This window comes from Rhodopseudomonas palustris, assembly GCF_003226555.1.
Taxonomy (GTDB): Bacteria; Pseudomonadota; Alphaproteobacteria; order Rhizobiales; family Xanthobacteraceae; genus Rhodopseudomonas; species Rhodopseudomonas palustris_I.
Map to the genome: position 1 here is coordinate 642,032 of NZ_QKQS01000023.1, position 22,891 is coordinate 664,922.

At 62.0% G+C, this 22,891-nt stretch carries 19 protein-coding genes; 9 read left to right on the forward strand and 10 right to left on the reverse strand.

Translation table 11 applies throughout. The annotated features are described in order from the left end of the window. The first annotated feature begins 74 nt into the window (after positions 1 to 74). A complete protein-coding gene (locus tag DNX69_RS15490) occupies positions 75 to 1,187 on the forward strand; it encodes an HD-GYP domain-containing protein (RefSeq protein WP_110786848.1) in 1,113 nt (370 codons plus the stop codon). Between the two features lie 130 nt (positions 1,188 to 1,317). On the opposite strand, the gene DNX69_RS15495 is transcribed toward DNX69_RS15490, so the two are convergent. Next, positions 1,318 to 2,007, reverse strand: coding sequence for a response regulator transcription factor (locus tag DNX69_RS15495; RefSeq protein WP_165825269.1), 690 nt, complete (start codon positions 2,005 to 2,007; stop codon positions 1,318 to 1,320). Then, a complete protein-coding gene (locus DNX69_RS15500) occupies positions 2,004 to 4,340 on the reverse strand; it encodes an ATP-binding response regulator (RefSeq protein ID WP_133256017.1) in 2,337 nt (778 codons plus the stop codon). Before DNX69_RS15500 ends, DNX69_RS15495 begins: the two co-directional genes overlap by 4 nt. A 159-nt stretch (positions 4,341 to 4,499) precedes the next feature. Here DNX69_RS15500 and DNX69_RS15505 point away from each other — a divergent pair, with 159 nt between their 5' ends. The 3 genes from DNX69_RS15505 to torA are packed head-to-tail and all read left to right on the forward strand — an operon-like array spanning position 4,500 to position 9,257. Further along, positions 4,500 to 6,125 (forward strand): c-type cytochrome, encoded by a 1,626-nt coding sequence (locus DNX69_RS15505; RefSeq protein ID WP_110786851.1) that lies wholly within the window; start codon positions 4,500 to 4,502, stop codon positions 6,123 to 6,125. Between the two features lie 8 nt (positions 6,126 to 6,133). Beyond that, complete coding sequence (locus DNX69_RS15510; protein WP_110786852.1) at positions 6,134 to 6,796, forward strand: TorD/DmsD family molecular chaperone; 663 nt, start codon at positions 6,134 to 6,136, stop codon at positions 6,794 to 6,796. Continuing rightward, positions 6,786 to 9,257: a trimethylamine-N-oxide reductase TorA gene (gene torA / locus DNX69_RS15515; RefSeq protein ID WP_110786853.1), complete on the forward strand. Its 2,472-nt coding sequence runs from the start codon at positions 6,786 to 6,788 to the stop codon at positions 9,255 to 9,257. The genes DNX69_RS15510 and torA overlap by 11 nt, the downstream gene beginning before the upstream one ends. Before the next feature lie 144 nt (positions 9,258 to 9,401). Here the strand turns inward: torA and DNX69_RS15520 are convergent, their stop codons facing one another. Next, complete coding sequence (locus DNX69_RS15520) at positions 9,402 to 9,581, reverse strand: hypothetical protein (protein ID WP_110786854.1); 180 nt, start codon at positions 9,579 to 9,581, stop codon at positions 9,402 to 9,404. 614 nt (positions 9,582 to 10,195) lie between these two features. Here DNX69_RS15520 and DNX69_RS15525 point away from each other — a divergent pair. From DNX69_RS15525 to DNX69_RS15545, 5 genes are all read left to right on the forward strand, one after another. Further along, positions 10,196 to 10,444 (forward strand): type II toxin-antitoxin system Phd/YefM family antitoxin, encoded by a 249-nt coding sequence (locus DNX69_RS15525; RefSeq protein ID WP_165825270.1) that lies wholly within the window; start codon positions 10,196 to 10,198, stop codon positions 10,442 to 10,444. Next, positions 10,441 to 10,902, forward strand: coding sequence for a type II toxin-antitoxin system VapC family toxin (locus DNX69_RS15530; protein ID WP_110786856.1), 462 nt, complete (start codon positions 10,441 to 10,443; stop codon positions 10,900 to 10,902). The genes DNX69_RS15525 and DNX69_RS15530 overlap by 4 nt, the downstream gene beginning before the upstream one ends. Before the next feature lie 519 nt (positions 10,903 to 11,421). Then, on the forward strand, positions 11,422 to 11,676 hold the full coding sequence (locus DNX69_RS15535; RefSeq protein WP_110786857.1) for a helix-turn-helix domain-containing protein: 255 nt from the start codon (positions 11,422 to 11,424) through the stop codon (positions 11,674 to 11,676). Position 11,677: 1 nt separating this feature from the next. After that, positions 11,678 to 13,006, forward strand: a complete 1,329-nt coding sequence (locus DNX69_RS15540) for a type II toxin-antitoxin system HipA family toxin (protein WP_110786858.1) — start codon at positions 11,678 to 11,680, stop codon at positions 13,004 to 13,006. Between the two features lie 293 nt (positions 13,007 to 13,299). Next, positions 13,300 to 14,520 carry a DUF6538 domain-containing protein gene (locus DNX69_RS15545; protein WP_110786859.1) on the forward strand — a complete coding sequence of 407 codons (1,221 nt, stop codon included), beginning with the start codon at positions 13,300 to 13,302 and terminating at the stop codon, positions 14,518 to 14,520. Here DNX69_RS15545 and DNX69_RS26105 read toward each other — a convergent pair. The 7 genes from DNX69_RS26105 to DNX69_RS15575 form a co-directional block, all read right to left on the reverse strand. Then, positions 14,478 to 14,732: a hypothetical protein gene (locus DNX69_RS26105; RefSeq protein WP_133256018.1), complete on the reverse strand. Its 255-nt coding sequence runs from the start codon at positions 14,730 to 14,732 to the stop codon at positions 14,478 to 14,480. The genes DNX69_RS15545 and DNX69_RS26105 overlap by 43 nt on opposite strands. 375 nt (positions 14,733 to 15,107) lie before the next feature. Beyond that, positions 15,108 to 16,010, reverse strand: a complete 903-nt coding sequence (locus DNX69_RS15550; protein ID WP_110786860.1) for a DUF4238 domain-containing protein — start codon at positions 16,008 to 16,010, stop codon at positions 15,108 to 15,110. A 153-nt stretch (positions 16,011 to 16,163) separates the two neighbouring features. Continuing rightward, positions 16,164 to 16,937 (reverse strand): hypothetical protein, encoded by a 774-nt coding sequence (locus DNX69_RS15555; RefSeq protein ID WP_110786861.1) that lies wholly within the window; start codon positions 16,935 to 16,937, stop codon positions 16,164 to 16,166. 9 nt (positions 16,938 to 16,946) lie between these two features. Further along, positions 16,947 to 18,368 (reverse strand): hypothetical protein, encoded by a 1,422-nt coding sequence (locus DNX69_RS15560; RefSeq protein ID WP_110786862.1) that lies wholly within the window; start codon positions 18,366 to 18,368, stop codon positions 16,947 to 16,949. Positions 18,369 to 18,703: 335 nt separating this feature from the next. Further along, complete coding sequence (locus DNX69_RS15565; protein WP_110786863.1) at positions 18,704 to 20,479, reverse strand: ATP-dependent helicase; 1,776 nt, start codon at positions 20,477 to 20,479, stop codon at positions 18,704 to 18,706. Next, positions 20,469 to 22,244, reverse strand: a complete 1,776-nt coding sequence (locus DNX69_RS15570) for an ATP-dependent nuclease (RefSeq protein ID WP_110786864.1) — start codon at positions 22,242 to 22,244, stop codon at positions 20,469 to 20,471. The genes DNX69_RS15565 and DNX69_RS15570 overlap by 11 nt, the downstream gene beginning before the upstream one ends. 330 nt (positions 22,245 to 22,574) lie before the next feature. Next, entirely contained in the window at positions 22,575 to 22,877 is a 303-nt protein-coding gene (locus tag DNX69_RS15575) for a helix-turn-helix domain-containing protein (protein WP_133256019.1), read from the reverse strand. Between the last annotated feature and the right edge of the window lie 14 nt (positions 22,878 to 22,891).

Here is a 22,891-nt window from a genome sequence, read left to right on the forward strand (position 1 = left end):
GGCACACACTTAGTCTGAACTTAAGGGGTAACTGATAGGGTCAAGTTCGACGCAGGGATTTCTGGTTGTACAGAATGTTAATTCAGGCACTGGTTGTTGACGACAGTCGATCGGCTTTGGAATACCTGACGCGAACCATCGAAGCGGACGGACAGGTCCATGTGATCGCCTTTACCGACCCGCTGCAGGCGCTGGCTTCGGCCCGCAACCTCGATATCGACATTGTCTTCGTCGATTACGAGATGCCGCATATGGACGGCATCAGCCTGATCCGGCGGCTGCGATCCCTGCCGAAGTTCTCCGACGTCCCGATCGTCATGATCACCTCGATCGAAAGCGACGAGGTGCGGCTGCACGCGCTCGACGCCGGTGCGACCGACTTTCTCCCGAAGCACCCGAAGAATCTGGAGACCCAGGTCCGGCTGCGCAACATGATCCGGCTCGGCTCCGCGGTCCGCAAATTGAATGATCGCGCCGCACTGCTGGCGAGCGAAGTGGCACGCGCCACCCACGCGCTGCAGGAGCGCGAGGAGGAGATCATCCTGCGGCTGGCGCTCTCGGTCGAATATCGCGACAACGACACCGGCGATCACACCCTCAGGGTGGCGAAGTACAGCCGAATGATCGCCGAAGGACTGGGATTGCCGGAAAGGCTGTGCCGGGAGATTTACCTAGCCGCCCCGCTGCATGATGTCGGCAAGGTTGCCACCCCCGACCAAATTCTCCTCAAGCCGGGCAAGCTGACGCCGGACGAGATCGCCGTCATGCAAACCCACACCACGATCGGCGCGTCGATCCTCGCCGGCAGTCGGTGCGAGCTGATTCGGCTCGCCGCCGACATCGCCGTCGCCCATCACGAGCGATGGGACGGCACTGGCTATCCGAACAAACTCAAAGGCGACGAGATTCCCATCGCGGCCCGGATTGTCGCGGTCGCGGACGTGTTCGACGCGCTCTCCACCGCCCGCCCATATAAAGAGGCAATGCCTTTGCCGGTAGCGCGGCAGCATCTCGAAAACGGGCGCGGCCTGCATTTCGATCCAGCCTGCGTCGATGTCTTCCTGGCGCGCTGGGACGACGTCGTTGCGATCGCGGCGGACCGGTTGCGGCTTCGTCCGACAGACGAAGCCCCGCTTCAGCCCGCGCTGAACTCGGACGTCACGGAGCCCACGAAGTCGGACGTCTGACCGGCCCGGTCGACTCCTTGCATCTCGACTCCTCACATCGCGGGGAGACTCAGTTGCCCCCGCCCCGCACGGCGGAGCGCGGTCCCGGCCGATCCCCGTCAGTTCGGACGGTCAGCGCGGCGCGCGACGATCACGCGCCTGAGCCCTCGGTCAACGAATAACCGAGACCGTGAACCGTGATGATCTGCAGCGTGCTCCCGGAGATCCGCCTCCGGAGTCGCGAAACGAGCACATCGCCCGTGCGGTCGCCGTAAACCCACTCCCGCCCCCCGATCGCCTTGCTGATGTCGCTGCGACTTTGGGGAATCTCGACATTCTTCATGAAATGAGCGAGAAGGCGGTTCTCTGCCGGCGAAAGGCACTCCGTTCGTCCGGCAACGGCGAGCCGGCGGGTCACGAGATTCAAATGAAACGTCTCGCTGATCGACAATACGGCAGGGGCGGACGTGTCGCGACGCGTCGCAAGGTGTCTCTCGATGCGAGCCTTCAACACGGCCGGCTCGACTGGCTTGCTGACATAGTCGAGCGCACCGAGACCGAGCCCCAGCAACTGATCGTTCGGCGTGGACAGGCTCGACAGAACGATGAAGGACGATCTCGCGTCCGCCTGTATCTCAGGTGCGAGAAGCAAGCCGTCGGTATCGGGCAGCCGTCTGTCGAGAATGACGAGGTCGAAATGCTCGTCCTTGAGCGCGGCCAGCCCGGCCGCCCCGTCGGCCGCACAGGTGATCGAGTGCCCCATCTGTCTGCCAATGTCCTCGACCATGAAATGGATGAGGACATCGTCGTCGACCAGGAGAATTTTCGCCGCAGAACTCATTTCGACTGTTTTGTAGGGCCGATGGCCAGGCAGCCTTCGGGAAGCGCATAGGCGAGTAGACGGCTGACAATCGGTCCCGTGACTGACCATGGCGCTCGTTCCACGCCGGCTTGCTCGAGTTGACGCAACATCGTGGCGAGGTCGTTGAATCCGAAGATCGCCGAGCCGCTCGCCAGCTTGTGGGCTTGCACAGTGAGCTCTACATCGGGGCATCCGGGCTTGATCTCGCTCAACATCGATCGAAATTCCACCCAGCTCTGCAAGAACGCATCGGCCATCTTGGTGCGTGCAGCGTCGGACAATCCGCCGAGCATGTCAGCGGGGCGAGGTGAGAGCCCATAGATGGCCTTGGACAAGGCTTCGGCATCGAGCGGCTTCTGAAGCAGGGCGGTGAACAGGCCGCGTTGCTCTGCCGATTCCCGCACGACATCGACATTCGCACTCAGGAGAAAGAGCGGGGTGGCGCTGTATGCGGGATCACGCCGGAGGTCTTCGGCGAATTGAACACCGGTCCCGTCAGGGAGCCGATAATCGACGATGAAGATGTCATATTGGTCCGATGCCGCATCACGCAGGACATTGGCCTCCGCAAGGCTCTGCGCGTGATCGACCGCCAAGCCCGCCCGCTCCAGCATCGCGGTCGTGACCCAGGCATTGATGTCGTCGTCATCGACCAGAAGGCAGCTCAGACCAAGCTGCCTCTGTCCAAGACCAGCGCCATCGGCCGCCACTCCCGGATCGGGCAGCACGAGAGGCAGACGGATCTCGAGGACGGCGCCGTCGCGTTCCTCGATCGCATCGAGGCTTCCGCCGAGCGCGAGCGTCATTCGTTGCGCGATCGCGAGGCCGAGCCCCGAACCGGTTCGGTGCGTCACCCTCGGCCGCAGCTCGCTCGGCGGATGCTTGAGCATCTCGGCGATCTCTTCGGGCAAGCCGGGACCGTGATCAGAAACACGGAAGACGAGCGCGCCTCTATCGAGGCGAGCCCTGACCTCGACGCCGCGTCCATCATCGTAGCGTAACGCGTTCTGAATCAGATTGCCGAGAACCTGTTCGAACATCGACCAATCGAGCTGGACCTCGTCGGGCATTCCCTCCGCTCGATCCAGCCGGAGAGGAATCGCCCGCTGCCGCGCGAAAACGCTCTTCACCCGGATGACGTCATTGAGCGCCTTGCTCAAGATCACCTTCTCCGGCCGCGGCACCGGCGCCTGATGCTCGAAGCGTGAAAAATTCATGACATTGCCGAGCGTTGAATTCAGCGAACGGGCCGAGATTTCGAGCAGATCGATGAGCTCGCGCTGCTGCTGGCCGTCCGCCTCCTTCATCAGGCCCACGATGCCCAGAATGCTGTGAAGCGGGGCACGGATTTCGTGGGACATCGCCGCCAGAAACAACGACATCGTGCGCTCGGATTCGCGCGCCTTGGAAATTGCCGCCCGATGTTCTGTGACATCATGGAGCAGCAGGATCAGCGAAGCCTCCAGCTTGTTCGCCGTATCCTCCACCCGCCGCAGCCGAATATCGAAGCATCGGCTGCCGAGGCGGGTCGGCATCCAGATGGCGTCCCACTCGTTCCCGGCGACGCCGACGATCTGATCGACGACTGCCTGCAGATCCTTGCGATGGGTTTGTAGGGCCAAGCGATAGTTCAGCCCGCCCGGCTCCGAGACGCCTGCGAACGTCTGGAGCGCCGCCTGGTTGGCGGTGATCAGCGTGCCGTTGTCGGCGACGATCAGAACAGGGCTACGCAAGCTCTCGAGCGCCGCGAAATACTGGTCGCGCTCACGCGTGAGGCGTCTCTGCGTTTCGGCGAACGCACCTTCTTTCGATTCGGTCGCTGCCCAGGGCGCGAGCATGGCGAGTTCAGCTTCGCCGAAAAAGTCGTCGAGCCTTCGGATGAATTCATCGGGTGGCGAGAGCTGCAGCGCAGCTTCGTCCTTGACCGATGCCTGGGAGAAAAGGTCCGTGAAGTGTTCGCGATAGGCTCGATGGTATATCTTGAACAGCCCATTATGCATTTCGAGCGGGATGCCGAGGTCGTGGTGAGCCTGAGCGGCTCGGCGAAGCCGGGCAAACCGGCTATCGACGCGGTAATCGTAGCGTCCGTTATGTCCGCCGCTGCGCACATGATCGGCCAGATAGGCGACCAGCCCTTCGTTGAGGCTGTCGATCGATTCGGTCCACGCTGCGCGCAGCGAACTGGCCCCGTCGGAATAGCCTCGTTCCTGGGCGAGCTTGATCGTCCTGTCGACCAATTGCTTCTGCTGACGCAACAGCAACGGGCCGGTCAACTCCGCGGGCCAAGCTATCACCACTGCTCCTTCGGCCAATCGCCCTCACGCGTCCTGCGCAGGTCAACGACGCCCCTCGCCGCAGCCTGTTTACAAGCCATTTACATTTCCCTCACAAGCCGGCAGCCCGCCGCAGCCTTCACCCTACTAGGATAAGGCTTATCCACTGGACGCTTTCCAATGCCAGGAGGCAAGCACATGCGACTGCGGCACAAAAAACTCTATCTTCTGGCCGGGACCTGTGTGCTCCTCGGTGCGGCCGGCTTCCTGGCTTTGACCTCTCCTTGGTTGTGGTCTGCCACCCACCCGTCGCGCGAGACGATCGATCTCGCCGGCGCCGACCTCGCCAACGGCCGGAAGGTGTTCGTCGCATCGGATTGTGCGACCTGCCATATGACGCCCGGACAACAGGACGATACGAAGCTCGGCGGCGGCGGGACGCTTCAGACTCAATTCGGCGTGTTTCACATGCCCAACATCTCACCCGACCGCGAGACCGGTCTGGGTGGATGGACGCTCGCCGAGTTCGACCGCGCATTGCGCGAGGGCGTCGGCCCGGACCGGATCTGGCCGGACGGCAAGAACCTCTATCCGGCATTCCCCTACACCTCGTATCAGAGACTGAAGGGCACCGACGTCCGGGATTTGTTCGCGTACCTCAAGACGCTTGCGCCGATCCGCAATGTCGTCTCAGACCACGAGCTGAAATTCCCGTACAACATCCGCCGGGGCGTCGGCGCTTGGCGACTCCTGTTCCTCGACGGCGTCCGCAAGGAGGTCCCCGTCCCCGCAGGCGTCGATGTCGCGAAGTTCAGGCGCGGCGAATATCTCGTGGAAGGCCCCGGGCATTGCGCGGAATGCCATTCGCCGCGCGGCGTCATGGGCAACGTCATTGCCGACAAACGCTATTCCGGTGGCCCCGCGCCTGACGGCGTCGATTACTTTCCGAACATCACACCCGACGAGACCGGCATCGGCTTCTGGTCGCCTGCGGCGATCGCGAACTACCTCGCCACTGGCGTGAATCCGATCGGTCGTACAGCCGCCGGCGATATGGCCGAAGTGATCAAGAACACCTCACAGCTTCCCCGCGACGATCTGGAGGCGATGGCGCTCTACTTGAAGCACGTCCCGGCGGTCGACAAACCCGCGCCCGGCATGCCGGAGCCGAACCGCACCGACAAGGTGGTGATGCTGCAGAACGCGGTGCGAGTTGCGCCTACGCTGCCGGTGTCACCCCAGACTGCGATCGTGCAAGGCGCCGACGTGTGGGTCGCCGGTACCAAGTCCTTGTGGGTGTCGCAGAGTGGCGTCGGCAGCGCCACCCCGGAGCAGGGCAAGCTGCTCGGAGGCGCACATGGGAAGGTCGGACAACGTGTGGGCGACAAGGTGCAGCTCACTGTGAAGGGCTGGCAGATGACCGATGTGCCTTCGATCATCTACCAGAGCAAAGGCCATCGCATCATGGTGGCGGTCCTCGACAAGGACGCCGTTGCCGCCGTCGAACGCGGTACCGTCGAGAAGGATAGCGAGACCGGCCAGACTTGGGTGCCGGTTCAGATCACCTTGTGGAGCGACGACAAGAACCTCAATACCGACCGCCAGGCACTGTGGAGCTACAGCGCGACGACGTTCCAGAAGTCGTGCTCGGCCTGCCACGTCCTGCCGCAAAAGACGCACTTCACGGCGAACCAGTGGATCGGCACGTTGAAGGCGATGAAGCGCTTCACGTCCTTCAGTGACGATCAATACCGGCTGATCCTGGCCTACCTCCAGAACCATTCAAAGGATCTGAACGAGGCAAGCGGGGAGACCAAGCATTGAGCGGCGCGATGAGCTCTTTCGATCCCGACGGCGCGGATACGGTTCTGACGAGCGAGTGGCTGGCGAAGCAATTTCTCGCTCCGCCGGACGCCGAGCAGGTTCGATCCATCCGCAGCCTTCGGGGTCAGATTGCGCTCCGCGAGATTGGAGCGTCGCTGAATCAGCAGCAGGCAGCCGACACGATCTGCCAGATGCTGAACGCAGATTCGAGTGAGAGCGTCGCCGAAACGTTGCAGCGCCGGCATGTGGCGCTGTTCGAAGGCATGTTTCGGCAGCGTTGCGTTCTTCCCTATGCGAGCGTTTGGGACGGGACTGACCGACTGGGCGGCCCCGCCGTGACTCGGATGAAGCGCCTGATGCGCGATCTCGACATCCACCTCGACAGCGCGTGCAAGGAAATGCCCGACCACCTCGGTATCTGCCTCGCAGTGCTCGCGGAAGCGCTGCGGCAGGAGCGCAAGGATGTCGTATCTGCGCTGCTGAGCGATCTGCGCGGGTGGGTGCCTCGCTTCAGCGAAGCCCTCATCCAAGCCGACGGACCTAATTACTGCGGAAATCTGGCACGCTTCCTCGTCCCGCTGCTCGACCGCATCGGCCAAGGCCTCTGCAGCGAGACAGGTCACGAACAGGACAATGCCAGGGACTATGAAAGGGCAGGTTATGACCAATAATACGCTGTCAAAGGCTGCACACAGCCTGTCTTTATCCAAACGGGACTTTCTGAAGGGATCAGCAGCGGCGGCCCTCGGCTTGTCCGGCCTCGGCCTGTTCGGTCGCGGTGCTGAAGCGCAAGGCCAGACCCGACAGATCTTGTCCGGGTGCCATTGGGGCGTCTTCTACGGCAAGGTCGAGGACGGACGGGCCACGGCGTTCGTGCCCTGGGAAGGCGATCCGGCACCGTCGCCGCAGCTTCCCGGCGTCATGGACTCGATCTATTCGGAATCCCGCATCCGCTATCCGATGGTGCGGCGCGCCTGGCTCAAGGATGGTCCGGGCGCCGATCCGGATGGACGCGGTAGCGGCGATTTCGTGCGGGTGAGCTGGGACAAGGCCATCGAGCTCGTCGCCGGCGAGATCACCCGGGTGCGCCAGAAGTATGGACAGCAGGCCGTCTTCGCCGGCTCCTACGGCTGGAAGAGCCCGGGCAAGATTCACAATTGCCAGACGTTGCTGCGGCGCATGCTGAATTTGACCGGCAGCTTCACCAACAGTGCCGGTGACTACTCGACCGGCGCGGCCCAGGTCATTCTGCCCTACGTCTCCGGCTCGATCGAAGTCTACGAACAGTGCACGACCTGGAAGAACCTCGCCGAGAACTGCAAGCTGATGGTGTTTTGGGGCTGCAACCCGCTCAACAACTCGCAGATTTCCTGGCAAGTCGCCGATCACGGCGCTTTCCCCGGCGTGCAGGCCCTGAAGGCCGCCGGCACCAAGGTCATTTGTATCGACCCTATCCGAACGGAAACCTGCAAGGAACTGAACGGCGAATGGATCTCCCCCCGGCCGCAGACCGACGTCGCGCTGATGCTCGGGATCGCTCACACGCTGTATGCCGAAAAGCTCCATGACGCGGAGTTCTTGTCGCGCTACGCGACCGGATTCGACAAGTTCCTGCCCTACCTGCTCGGCAAGACCGACAACACGCCGAAGACCGCCGAATGGGCCTCCAAGATCTGCGGGCTGCCCGCGGCCGAGATCCAGGAGCTTGCACGCCGTTTCGCAGCGAACAGAACAATGCTGGCGCTGGGTTACTCGACGCAGCGTCAGCATCACGGTGAGCAGATTCACTGGATGCTGATCACGCTGGCGGCGATGCTCGGACAGATCGGCCTGCCGGGAGGCGGCTACGGCTTGAGCTATCACTACGCATCGGGCGGAGCTCCGACGCACACGACGCCGATTCTTAAGGCGATCGACGATGCTTCGGGGCAGAAGGTCGAGGGGGCGGCGTGGCTCGCCCAGAGCGGCGCGGTTTCCATTCCGGTGTCGAGACTGGTCGAGACCTTGCTCAATCCCGGCAAGACGATGCAGTTCAACGGGCACGACATCAAGCTGCCGCTGATCAAGCTGGCCTATTGGGCCGGCGGCAATCCGTTTTCGCATCAGCAGGATCGCAACGAGATGCTGCGCGCTTGGCGGCAGCTCGACACCTTCATCGTCCACGACTTCCAGTGGACGGCCTCGGCGCGGCATGCAGATATCGTGCTGCCCGCGACTACCAGCTACGAGCGCAACGACATCGAGCAGGTCGGCGACTACGCCTTGAGCCACATCGTGCCGATGAAGAAGATTGTCGAGCCGATGTTCGAGTCGCGCAACGACTTCGACATCTTCGCCGCGATCGCCGCCAAGCTCGGCAAAGGCTTCGAGTTCACCAAAGGCCTCAGCGAAATGGACTGGATCCGCGGCCTCTACGAGGCCGCCAAGGTCGAAGCGCGGGCCAAGGGCATGGAAATGCCGGTGTTCGACGTGTTCTGGGACAGCAACAAACCGCTCGAATTCCCTCTCAGCCCCGAGCAGGCGAATTTCGTGCGTCACGCGGATTTCCGTGCCGATCCGCTTCTGAACGCGCTCGGCACCGCGTCGGGCAAGTTCGAGCTGTACTCAGCGGCGATCGAGAAATACGGCTACGACGATTGCCCCCCGCACGCGACCTGGATGGAGCCGATCGAACGACTCGATGGCCCGACAACGCAATACCCGCTGCACATTGCGTCGAACCATCCTCAGATGCGCTTGCATTCCCAGCTCTGCGGCACCTCGAACCGGCGCAGCTATGCGGTGGCGGGGCGCGAACCGTGCTGGATGAATCCGCAGGACGCGGCGACGCGCGGACTGTCCGATGGCGACGTGGTCCGGGTCTTCAACGACCGCGGCCAGATTCTGGCCGGCGTGAAGATCACCGAGGACATTCGTCCCGGAGTCATCCGCATCAATGAGGGGGGCTGGTTCGACCCGGTCGATCCGCGCGAGATCGGCAGCCTGTGCCGATATGGCGACGTCAACGCTCTGACCACAGGGATCGCGACCTCGCGACTGGCACAGGGCAACTGCGGCCAGACCGGCGTGGCGCAGGTCGAGCGCTACACCGGCCCCGTGCCGGCCGTGACGGTGTTCTCGCAACCGGCCTGATACCGGCCGGTGACCGATCGGCTCGATGCAGAAAGCCGGGCGACCGAACATTCGATTGCCCGGCATCTCTCCGTCGTAACCAGCGTTCGGACCGCGATGACGACCTGATCAGCTTCGCATCATCGAGCCGAATAAGTGAGACGATCAGGCTGCGAGGTCGGCTTGCTGCGGCGGCGACAGCTTCGATTCGTCGATGAAATCCAGCGCGCCATTGATCTCGACCGCGCACATCCGCGCCGCGTCCCGGTTCACGAAGATCGCACGGACGACACCGCGGCGTCCGTTGTCCTTGCAGACCTCATCGCCAAGCTTGAATCGGTTCATTCTCGCACTCCCGAACAAGAGCCGGTGCCACGCATCCAGCCCGACCTCCTTCCTGGCGCGGAAAAGGTTAACGAGGCATTAACCATACGGAATGAGCCAGGCCGCCAGCCAAAGTTCAGGCCGGGGGCCCATGGGCAAGTCGGACAGTGACGAAGGCAGCCGCGACTGAACCAGCCGGCGCGTCAAACGTCATGGCTGGTGAAGGACGGAACTCGTGGGCAGCGCCAGGGGCGGAGAAGAAGGGATGCAGGCCATTTCTTCTTTGGCCGAATTTCCGGGTGTTTCTGCGGAGCACGTCCGTCACTACGCAGTCTCAAATAATAAGGCGATGGCGCCGACGTCCTCGACAACCACAAGGCGTCTCTGCAGTGTTACGCCTGCGCCAGCGTGCTCGTCGGCCTGATCGAGATCCTTGCGGGAGGTTCTCGCCTTCTCCCGCATCGAACGCCTGTTTCCCTTTACGGCCAGAGCGCAAATATCTTGTCGCGCTCGTCGCTTGTTCGATGAGTTCTTCGACGCGGCGACTGACGCTCCGGATACCGATAATGGGCGTTGAAATCCGCCCTTCAATGAACTACATGTAGTCACATATGGCTACATATGTGAGGCGCGACATGCTGACCATCAACCTCAGAGACGCCAAGGCCGGATTTTCCAGCCTCGTTGATGAAGCCATCAAAGGAGAGATCGTGACCATCACCCGTCATGGTAAGCCCGTGGCGGCAATGGTTTCGGTCGAGGCGGCGGAGATCGCGCGCAAGGCGCTCGATCGCAAACGGGCGGGCCTCGTCAGCTATCTCAGGACTTTTCCAGGCGGAGAGTTTCCACGCAACCGCAAGCCGTCGCGGGATGTTGAGCTTTGAGCGGCTTCCTTCTCGACACCAACGTGGTTTCCATGCTGGCGCCGGCGAAGTCGGAAGCATCCGCTGACTTCCTCACCTGGCTGGACCGCATGGACGCAGATGGACGGCTATTTCTGTCGGTCGTCTCCATCCATGAGATCGAGAAGGGAATCGCGCGCCTCGACCGCAAGGGAGCCAAAACGAAGGCCGCGAGCCTGAAGGCGTGGCTGAGTGGTCTCGTCTCGACATACGATGACAAGATCATCGGCTTCGATGCCCAGGCCGCCGCAATCGGCGGGCGGCTGGAAGCGAAGGCGCTTGCGGCCGGTCACGACCCCGGCATGGCTGATGCCGTGATTGCCGGGACCGCCGCAGCGCATGAACTCGTCATCATCACCCGCAACACGAAGCACTTCCTGCCGTTCGATATCGCCGTGCTGTCGCCTGACGAGGCCGCCGCACAGGGAAGCCCGGCATGACCACTTCCACGATCTCCCTGCGCGCCGCCCTCTCCCTGCGCGCGTCGAGGGCGCGGTAGGCCGAGTATAAGTTCGATAATCCGGCAGATGGTCCGCACCTTCGAAAAGACCGCCCGCGCATCCGCCTTGAAGGGGGCGGCTGTGCCGCGATCACCTGCGCCCACTCGTCCAGCGCGCCGAGGTCGCGAGATAGCGCAGTTTCCGGGCGTTAGCTTGATCACGAGCAGACTTGCTTGCTGGCGCGCCTGTTCCAAAGCCCGTGGTGGGGAGCCGGATCGTCGGACCAGCCCTCAGCCCGCACCCTCCATGATCTGGGAAAGTGCTTGCGCACAAGCGTGCTTGCTCAGCAGCAGGGATGTCCCGACTTGATCGGCGGCGGGCGCGGTTACAAGGTCCAATCGGACATACGCGTATGCGTATAATACGATGATATACGCGTTTGCGTATTCTGTGATATATACTGTAGCGCGTATATTGACGAATTATACGCGAGCGCGTATTCTGGGTGGGGAGGCTCTCATGACCGACCAGATCGCCCGCAACGAGAAACAGCTCGGCGCCATCTTGCGCCGTGTCAGAAAGCAGGCCGGCCTGACCCAAGGCTCGCTCGGCGATCATATCCATTTGCGCCAAGCCACGGTGTCCCGCCTCGAAGCCGGAGAACCCGCGATCCAACTGCGAACCCTGATGGCCGCGCTGTCGGCGCTCGATCTCGAGCTGGTCGTCCGGCCCCGGAGCAAGGCAGCGCCCGCAGACATCGAGGACCTGTTCTGAGATGGCGCGCAAGCGCACCCATGTGCCGCTCAACGTCTTTCTGAACGGTCGGCTCGTCGGCGTCCTGCGCCGCGAATCGACGGGCGCCACCGACTTCCAATACGCGCGCGGATGGCTGGATTGGGAAAACACGTTCCCGGTGTCGCTGTCGCTTCCGTTGCGTGAAGACCGCTATATCGGCGCACCGGTCATCAATGTGTTCGACAATCTGCTCCCCGACAGCGACGCGATCCGCAAGCGCGTCGCCGAGCGCGTCGGCGCCGACGGGATCGATGCCTACAGCCTGCTGGCCGCACTGGGCCATGATTGCGTGGGCGCGCTGCAATTCCTGCCCGACGGCGTCGATCCGGGTTCGCCCGGCGCCATCGATGGCACGCCCGTCAGCAACGACGAAGTGGCCACGCTCATCAACAATTTGGCCAGTGCGCCGCTGGGCATGGGCGAGGATGAGGATTTCCGCATCTCCATCGCAGGCGCCCAAGAGAAGACTGCCCTGCTACGTGTCAATGGCCGGTGGCTCAAACCGTCCGGCACTGCGGCCACCACGCACATCCTCAAACCCCAGATCGGGCAACTGCCGAATGGCGTCGATCTGTCGAACAGCGTCGAGAACGAATACCTCTGCCTCAAACTGCTCGCCGCCCTGGGCGTGCCGACCACCAACACCGAGATCGCTGATTTCGGGGGCCGGCGGACGCTGGTCGTGGAGCGGTTCGACCGGCGCTGGACCAAGGACGGACGGCTGCTGCGGCTGCCGCAGGAGGATATGTGCCAGGCCCTCTCCGTGCCGCCCACGCGCAAGTATCAATCCGATGGCGGCCCTGGTATTCGTGATATTGTCGAATTGCTGAAAGGCAGCGACAAACCGGACGAGGATATCGCCACCTTCATGCGCGCCTGCATCCTGTTTTGGATGCTCGGTGCCACGGATGGCCACGCCAAGAATATCAGCATCGCCATCAGCCCCGGTGGACGCTTCCGTCTCACCCCACTCTACGACGTGCTGACCGCCCAACCCAGTCTCGACGATGGCCAGATCCAGCAGAAGGCCTTCAAGCTCGCAATGTCGGTCGGAAAGAACCGGCACTATCTGGTCAACGAGATCGTGCCGCGTCATTTCATGCAGACTGCGGCCCTCGCCGGCGTTGGCGCCGAGCTGATGCGCAGTCTATTCGAGGATCTCGCCGGACGCGCGGTCGCAACAACCGATGCCGCTCTGGCAGCGCTGCCGACCGGTTTTCCTGAGCAAGTCGCCGCCTCCGTGAGGGCGGCTGTCCTGGCGCGTGCTCGCCTGCTTTTCGAGTTTGCGGCCACACAAGCGTCCCGATGAGGCCATAGATAGCCGATGTATCCAGCCTCATCGTCCATTCAAGCCGGCCTGAGCAGATCGACAGCACCGAGCCCGACCGGCCATCGCAGCGAACCGTCGCCTGCGGCACGTCGACAAGGGAGCGAACGGCGGATCTGGATCCCCTGAATTTCAGGGACTTTTTCGCTATCTGAAAAACATGGCGGAGAGGGAGGGACTCTCCCCTGACGGGAGCAAAAGACCCCTTCTTTACAAGTCTATCCTTCATTTTCAGGGCTTCTTGAGCGGCCGGTGCTACACCGAGGTGCTCCACCATGCCCGTGATCAAGATGCCGACCCCGATCAAACGGCCCACCAGCGACTTCTATTGGATCCGGAAGAAGGTCCCGGAGAAGATTCGCCATTTGGTCGGTAAGACCGAGGTCTGGGCCAGTCTTCAGACCAAGGACCAACGGCAGGCCTTCATCAGGATCGGAGCCGTCAACGCGGCCATCGAGGCCGACTGGACACGGCTGCGGGCGGACGCAGCGCGGGCCCCTGCCGCGGAAGAGGCCGTCGCCCCGCCGCCCCTCAAGCTGACCCACCAGGACCTGCACGCCATACGCGGAGAGCTCCACTCTCGGATTCGTAACGCCCACATGCAGGAGCCCCCAACCGGCTTCGGCCTGGTGCGTATTGTCGCCGCCGACGAGGAATCCCTTCACCTAGATGCGATCGAGCTTCTCGAAAAGGGCGGCTACGACGTTTCTCCGGAGAACGTCGAACGCCTAAAGCCGCTCCTTGAGAAGGCGCGAGGGGACGCCGTAAAGGACCTCCAGCACGCGCGCCTCGGCGAATACGATCAGATCGCCGACCTGACCAAGATCCCGTCCCGCACGACTCCCGCGCTCGACCTGATCAGGGCCTTCGAAGAATTCGCAGCAAAGGGCGGACTGAAGGGGGGCAAGTTCGGTCCGACGGCGAAGCGGTGGCGCCCAAAGATCAGCGCGTTCTGCAACTTTATCGGCCACCGCGACCTAAAGCGGATGACGACGGCCGACGGCTACAAGTGGGTCGATCATCTGGTCGAAAAGGGCTTTGCCCGAAAGAGCATCAGGGACGTCTGGATCGCAGCGTTGTCCGCCACCGCCGGATTCATGGTCGAGCGGCGCAAGCTGGACCTGAACGCTTTCCGCGGTATCCGCGTGCGAGAGGATGACGGAGCGGTCGCTCAGCGGGAAAAGCTCAACAGCGAGCCGCCCCGCAAGGGCTTCAATCCCGAAGAAGCGGAGCTGGTCCTGAGGGGAACGCTCTCCACGCCGAGTCATCTGATCTCCGCCGAAATGCGCGCGGCACGGCGCTGGCTGCCGTGGCTCTGCGCGTACAGCGGTGCCAGGGTCAACGAGCTGACCAGCCTTTACCCCGAGGACATCAAGAAGGGGCCGAAAAATATCTGGACACTGGCGATCAAGCCCTCACTGGAGAAGACTAATCAGTGGCGCGTTGTTCCGATTCACAGGGCTTCCTCGACTACGTCGATCAACGACGCAAGTTGAACAAGCCATTGTTTTATGAGCCCGACCGGAGCCGCGGTGGGAAGCCCGGTAACCCGCAGTTTAAGAAGGTCGCCGAACGGATCGGCGAATGGGTTCACGGCCTCGGCATTCCAGTCGGCGTCAAGCCCAACCATGCATGGCGCCATCTCTTCAAAAGCGTGGCCCGAGACGTGAAGATGGATCGCGAAGTTGAAGCTTTCATTACGGGTCATCGGCCGAAAGAAGCGAACTCGGGCATCGACTACGGTGACCGTTGGACCGAGACACTGTCGGCGCAGATCGAAAAGTACCCGCGGTTCAGAATTCCAGCCTTGAATGCCCGTCCAGTCCCGCACAAGCGAAAGCGTCGGGCGAATTCAGAGGTCGCTTCGGCACGGGCTGCTTTGGAGGCTCGCAAAGCTGCGAGACCGACGCGGTCCCCAAATTCTGATCAGACCGCGGAGCCACAACGTTAGAGTAACGCTGCTTGGTCGCCTATCGCGTTTCGAATCCCTTAAGGAGGTCGATGCCCTCAGGACGATATCAACTGGGGACACGTCCAATCAAAACTCTGACGGTCTTTCCCGTTGAAACGATGCCGTCGCAATCTAGCGGACGTCGGCATATCGCTCAAGACACGAGGCCGACCGTGCAAACACCTGCAGGTGTGCGGCGCGCACGACTAAGTGGTTGAGCTCGTTCGCTTGCTCAGCGGTAAGACCGGTAGCGGAAAAGAGCGGCTCCTCGTCAACATCCGCCATAAGCAGCGCCGCGGTCGGCGAGATAGGATAGTAAATCGACAACCGGTCGGTCGGAACGGGGCGCCTGCCCTTCAGATTGATTGCCGGCTGGTCACTGACAACGAATGGTACCTTGGAGAAGTTCTGAACGACGACGAGTTTGCGCCTCTTGCGCTCGAGGTACAGGCTGGCACCGACATTCGTCGCCGCAATGTGGATTATAACGTTCCAGACACGTTCGAGGGCCGGACTGAGCTCAAGAACGCGCTCCTTAATGCCGCGGGTCCGCAAATATTGCGTGCATAGATAATTAAGGAACGTGATGCACTCGTCGTCGTCGGCATAGAAGCCGAGGTCACCTGCCAGGGCACGCTCCAGCGACGGCCTAAAAGATGATTCAATGCTGGCGTGGTAATCCTCGAGCACGTTCGACGCGTGCTCATCGAGTTGCGCTTCGATCTCTGACCAGTTCGGACTTCCTCGGAAGCGCTCCGCCGATTCGAATGGCGCAATCAGCCCCGCGACTAGGCTGGCGTGTGTGCGGACCGCCGCGGGATGTCCTTGCCCGAAGAGCAATTTGAGCAGCGTCAGATCGTGAGGCGTGAGGCGCTGAAGCTTGTAGAAGTCGGTTTGCACCGCAAGCACGCGCGTGCCGCTCGGAAAGACGCGTCCGTCCTGCAGACAGAACAAGCCCCTGTCCGTTGTCCACGGGCGGAGATAGGTTTGCCAAACATGGTGATGGCGGCGCTTCCGCCGTTGATTTGCGTTCATAGTCGATCAGAAGTTTGAGGCGAACGACGGTCATCCAGCGACCGCACCTCCGAACTGCCTGACAAAGCGGGCAGAACGGCGGCTTTTGGCCCAATTGGTTGATCGCCCCGTGAAACAGCGCCAGAGTACGCCTGCGGGAGCTGCCTCCAGTGGTTACCTCCGGCACTTCGTTAGGAGCTGCCACTCGCAGTGGCCATTAGGGGCGCAGCTGCCGAGTTTCAGATACGCCCGGCCCTCGCGCTGGCTTTGCGCGATAAATTCGGGCGTCGCGCCCTTCATCCTAGCGACGCTTTGATAGGCGAGGCGGTACAGGATCGGCGTGACCCCGGCCCCTGTGCAGGCAACTCCCCCTTGCCAAGACGTCGGGAAATCCATCGGACGGATTGGCAACCCAGTGCATGACAGCCCGTTTGCGCTTCCAAGCAACCCCGTCAATCCCGGAATCTCCAACCTCTCCTTCGATATGGTGATCGGACGGGCGCAGCCGGGATCATCGTCGGTCGCCCACTTCCCGAGGTAGTCGTAGCCAGAACTCTCCTGAACGTCCTCGGTGACCATCCCGGAGGCCGTCGACGCGTCGTATACCACCAGCGCGCCGACAACGAGGGCCGGCACGCACAACGCCACGGTTGCGCATCCGAGTTCGACCAGCGGAGCCGCAAGGGCAACGCCGGCCATCGCGCCGAGCTCTTTTCCACCGACCCTAGCGTGCACCTTGTTTGGGCTTTCCCCGGCCGCCACGCCCGCCTTCAGATCGTGGTAGATGAAAGCCGGACCTGCAACCGCGGCGGCGGCCTTGTGCATGGTGGACGTACCTTTTTCCATCAAGGCCAAACCGGCCTCGGCGAACTCCTCAAGAAATTCATCAGCTGCCGCCGGTACACAGGAGAAGGCCAGCACGATAATCGCCGCGATTGAGCGCCACATAACGGCCTCCTACTTCTGCGCGAACACGCTCATCGCGACTATCCGTTCAAGCTGGCAGTTGCCACCACTCAGATCGAACCAGACCGCTAATAGGATGTAAGGGTCCTGCCTCAGAGCGTAGATCTTGACGCCGCGCCCCGGGCCGACCGCCCCGCCGACTGCGTAGGTCGCTGTACTCATCCCGGGATCGACGTCGATATCGAGGCGTCCGTCTGCCCTGCGCATGTCCTCGACGGTGCCAGCGATAGCGTCGAATTTGGTTCCGCACGGTATCTGGGCGTTGTTGGCGATCATCCCGCTGGCGAACAGCCTGTCCCTTGCCAGAAGACGAAACTTTCCGTTCGCTCTCAGCGTTGCCGTGTAGTCGGCGACCGGATCGAGGGTAGAGGTGGCCTTGGCGTACGACTTTGCATTCGACGAGCGGATTGCCTCCGACGCAGACCGGATGTGATCAACGAGCGTCCCGGAGGTTCTTACCCATGGCGGCTCGTCGCCATAGATCCGATCGCTGCGCAGGATTTCTCCCGGCACAAGTAGTCCTCGGTCCGGCACAGTCGCGCCGGCCCGGTAGCCGAGCAAGAGGCCTACGTCGGCGACCGGATGATAGATCACGAAAGTCGACCCTCCACGTGTCGACTGGATTGGCATGAACACACCGCCGCGCGCCAAGAAACTCAACGCCATCTGTGTGGCTCGATAAGAGGCGAAGCCGCCACTCTCCTGAATCTGGGAAATCAATGGCGCATAGTCTGCCGGCCAGCCGCTCACTCCTTCCGCGGCACCGACGCGGACTTTCGCAAGAGCTGCGAATTCATGCATGAAATGGGGATCCCGGTCGTCATCGGCCTGCGAGGCCGCCTGAACGCCTTTGCTATAGGTAGATTCTGACGCCGCGGCCTGCGGGAAAGGCGAGGTAACCGCGGCGCTCTTCATCTCGCCGCGGCCCCTCTGGATAGTCGCGATCGGAAGCAGCCGTCCGTCCTTAAACTCGAAGAAGTGCGCACTGTTTTCGCCCTGCTCGTAGAGCAGGCCCGAGAATACGACGAGGCGACTGTCTGGGCGGAATTCGATCGGGTTGAACTTGTCGTCGACGGTGCCCCAACAGCACACGGTCGGCAGGAATGTGACCTTGCCGGTAGGCAGGTCGAGGATTACACCAGTCACGCATTCGGCACCGCAACCCCAAGAAGCGAGGACGTGATGTCCCGCGAAGTTGGCAGACTGTTTCGAAGCCTTAGTGATCCTGGTCCGGTACTTGTATTCCTCTGGCGTACTTAGATCGGGAGCACTGGGTAGCCAGATCAGCGGACTGATCGCCGGATAATCGCGGAACTGTGGGACATAACTGGTTTGCGCATCTATCCCTGTCGGCAGCAGCCATGCGCAAAGCAGAAGCGAGACACTTGCGATGAAATGTCTGTTCATCTTCATTGAACAGTTCTCGTATTCAAAATTGAACGACTCTCAATAGTAAAACACGAATCCGTATTCGTGGCACCCAAGTGTTTCATAGCGAACGATGCTGATCGTTTCCCAATTCCTGCTTGCTCGTGCTCAGATGTCATAATGCTAAGGGCGGTCCAGCCGCACACGCTTCATCATATCGGCTATTCGATCGATTCTTAATGTGATTGTCGACTCAGACACACCTTTCTCGCTGATCGTCGTTGGTACGCCCCTGCAGTCTGGCGCTTGCGACGCGTAGCTTTTGCGAGAGGCCCTTTCCTACGCGGCACTAGCACAAAGCTTCCGTTTTGTTGCGCGGGTTAAATCTTCTGCGCCAATTCCGCTATCCATGGAGAATGATTGTTTTCCTGGTAGATGAGGCAAAGTTCTTTCCTGGGGCGGGTCACGCCCACGTAGAATGCGCGTCGCGCATCACGAAGCGACATAGGGCTCTGTTGATCCCTTCGGCTAGGCAGATCCTGTACGTTGATGCCGTACATGATGACGGCGTCGAATTCGCGTCCCTTGGAGCTGTGCATCGTGGTTAGGGTCACGCGACCCGCCGTCCCGTCGAACCGCCCGGCAAAGTGATGAAGCGGGAGATCGAGACCCTCGTCGGGGTTGGTATTTGCGACCATCTCGTCGCAGACGTCCCAGTCCTGCTCTGGATTTCTCGCTACCGAGCGCCAATGTTTAATCACATCGGTAGAGAACCTTCTCAGCCAGGCATTAGTGCTCTCACCGGAGCCAATTGATCCGTTGAGAAATACCATGAAGTCGGTCGAGAATTGATGCTCGACCGATTCGGGCACGCGTCGTCCAAAGACCAGCGAGACGGCCTGCGAAAGGAGTCGCGCGTAGGTCGGATTCGCATCGCGCCAGCCGCCGGCGACCCATCGGGCGCTTGCCTCTATCAATCTGGAGAGCCGCGAGGTCCGGCGGACGAGTGCCTGAGGGTCCGTCCGGACGAAGGGGATGTCTGCGGCCTTCAACGCCGCCGCGACCCGGTCGCCCTGCCATCGATCCCTATAGAGCACTGCGATCTCGTCCGGCGCGTAATTCTTGGCCAAGAGGCCGGGGACGATGGATCGCGCGATCGCTTCCGCCTGATGATCGAGCCCGTAGGGTACGGGAAAGAACGACAGTTCTCCGTCCGGCGCGCCCGCGATCCCACGGTAGTCGCGATGCTCTCCTAACGCGCCGAGCGAAGCCCGGATGATCTTCGCGCCGGAGCGGTAGTTGAAGCGCAGCCTTATAGTGCGGACGTCGCTGCGTGAGGTGAGACCTTCCAGAAGATCTCCGTTGGCGCCCGCGAAGCCGTAGATCGACTGGTCCACGTCGCCGACGGCGAAGAGCCGGATGCCGGAGCCGAAGCAGAGCAGCAGCACGAGCTCGTGGAGCGCATGTCCCAGATCTTGGTATTCGTCCACGAAGAGCACCGGGTACTTGGCCCGGATCGCCTCTCGGATCCAGACGTGCTCCTTGAGCATGCGGAAGGCCATGAGCGGCATGTCTTCGTAGTCGATCAGGCCTCGTGCGCGGAGCTCGCTTTCGTAGGCTTCGATGAAACGAGCCAACTCTATGTTGGTCCCGTACCATTCCGGGCGGGAACGATCGACGTCCCGCTTCCGCTTCGCCTCGGCGTATTTCCAGCGATCCTGAGGGTCGTCACGACCGCCGATCGCTTTGTCGTATGCGACAGCGACCGCGGAGCTTCGTTCAGCCTTGGTCGCGACGCGGAAATCCTGGGGCAGGCCGATCGGCACGCAGCGCGCATACGGCATCAGGACCTGACCGAGGGCGAAGCCGTGCACGGTACCGACGAAGGCACGGTCGCCCGGCGCGATCCCGAATGCCTGCAGACGAGTCTCAAGTTCGATCGCGCATTCGTTGCTGTACGTGATGCAGGCTACGCCGCGTGGATCCAGGACGTCGTCCCGCAGCGCGCGCGCCATCGCCGACGTCAGTGTCTTCGTCTTGCCGCTGCCGGGACCGGCCAGAACGACGCAGTGACCGGATTCGCGGATCGCGGCCGACTGCTCGGGGTTGCTTTGGTGGTCCTCGACGGCGCGTTGCCAGGCCCGTTCACTGAACACGGTCCACCACGTACTTGATCGCTCCCGCGATGTAGACCGGAGGCGCGAGACCCCCGGTCATCTTGGCCAACTTCGCGCTGAGACGGCCCTTGCCGATGTCGGCGATCATCGCCAGGAGTTGTACGGCATCGACCGGTACACCGTTTCTCCAAGCCTTCAGACGACTGGTCCTCGTCGAGCCGAAGCCTTGCGCTTCCAGTATGTCCAGCAGCGGATTTCTCAGCGTCAGCGTGTTGGCGACCGAGACTTCGAACGTATGATCGTTGAGGAAGACGCCGAACGTGGCGAATGCGCTGCCGAAGCCGGCGAAGTCCATGGCTTCCCATTGCTGCCACTGCGCCGGCGCAACCGCCGCGGCGTAGCCGGACTGAATGTAGTCCCGATAGATGTCGAGGGTGCGCCTGCGGCCAAGTGCCGAGCCGTCGATCTGCGGATCCCAGTCCGTCACGATCGAAAACGGAAGATTGAGGGCGGCGGCGAGTTTGACGTAAGGGCGGAAATTGGTCCCCGCGACGTTGCACACCGTGATGCCGAGATCGTCCAGCGAGTACCCCATCGACTTCGCGAAGACAGGCAACAGCGCCTCTTCCGCGTCGCCTTCGACGAATATGACGCCGCGGGAGAACAGGAGTTCAGCACGCGTGGCATCGAGGTAGTTCTCCAGGTCGTCGAGTTCGTCGGGCGTCACCGGCAGTTCCGCGAGCGATCGGGCGTAGGTCGAAGTCCTGTCCGTCTTCAGCAGGATGATCGAGCGCAAAGGTGCGACCGCGGCCAGGGTCGGGGAATGACTGGTGACGATCAGGGACTGCGTCGCGTCGTTGTTTTCGAACAGCTTCTTGAAGACGGACCTCTGCAGCTGCGGGTGGAGATGGGCTTCGGGTTCTTCGATGCAGAGCAGCGAGAAATTCCTCTCGTTCTTCCGTCGTCGCCAGGCGAACTCCGCCAGCTTGAGCGCGATGAGCGCGACGTTGGCCGATCCGAGACTGGCTTCCGAGATGCCGCGTTTGCCTCCGTCGATGAACATGGCAATCGCCCTGAACAGGCGTAGCGGGTCCGTCGGCGCGAAACGCAGCCGGGCGTCGATATCGGCCTTGCCGGCCAGTTGGAGGATGTCGGCCCTGAGCGCGTTCTCGAGCGTCCTGATCGCCGGAAGAGTCTCGAGCGTGGTGGTCGCCGCCGCGAGCTCGGCCGAGACCTTGGAGATATCGACCGGATCGATGGCCGCGACGGCTTCCTCGAGGAGATGTCGCAGCGGGGAGCTGCGCCACGATCCGAGCTGCCCTTCCGCGTCGCGCAGCGCGTCCAGTACGTCGATCGCGATGCGGCGCCGCACCTTTCCGGGAATGCCGCGGTTTTCGTCGCCGCCGCCGTAGAGTAGGAATTCGCAATCCGCGCTCGTCCGGACCGGACCGGCCACGTCGGCCTTCTTACGGTAGAGATAGGTCAACCGGGCGACCAGCGGATTTGTAGGCGTCCTGAAATCGGTGAGCAGCGCGTTCAAGGCCGGGTCGGCGCCGAAGTCCGATATGTCCAGGGACACCTCGATGGGCTGATCGTAGTTCGGCGGATTGGCGTCGAAGAAGTCAGACAGCCGCAGCTGCCGCGCGGCATCCGGCAACATCGGGTCGAGGATCAGCTGGATCGCGAAGAGAAGGTTGCTCTTGCCGATCGCGTTCTCTCCGAGGAGGACGCCATTGCCCGACAATGCGATGTCCAGCTCCCTGAAATTTCTGAAATTCCGTACACTTAGCTTGCTCAGGCGCATCGCTTCCTCGTCCCCTGGTTGTGGAGGAACATAGGGCGACGACTCGGACCTTGGAACAGGCTTTTCGGCGCCCAGTGCCGGCGCCGATCTACCGACCTGATCAAAGGGTTCGGGATTGCGCCTACGAACGGGAACGAACTCGCGCGCGCGAAAGCGGACCAACGAATCACCATCAATGCCAATCGACCGGAGGACGCCACTAATCGACTAGCTCGTCGCCGGTTCGCCCGTCACATCAGGCGCCACGTCAGAATGCCGAAGTCCGGGCCAGTGCCACGAAGGCCTTCGGCGCCGCCAGTAAAGCCGATACCGCTCGATCTCAATCTGAGTTCACTCCGGCCGGCCGCCGGCGCGTTCGACCTGGCCGCGTGATCGGGGCGTAGGCTTGGCCTCGAAGAGGTCAGCCAGTTGGACGCCGAGCGCGCCTGCGATCGCTTCTAGCATGAGAACTGTCGGATTCGACCTCCTGTTCTCGATCAGCGAGATGACGCCCTGCTCGACTTCCAGAGCCGCTGCGAGTTGATCCTGCGACCAGCCTTTGGCCAGCCGCAGCCGACGGAGATTCGTCGCGAGAAGTTCGACGGCAGTCGACTCCCGCTGAGGAAAACGACGTCCGAATCCAGTCTGGGCCATGGACCGGACGGTCC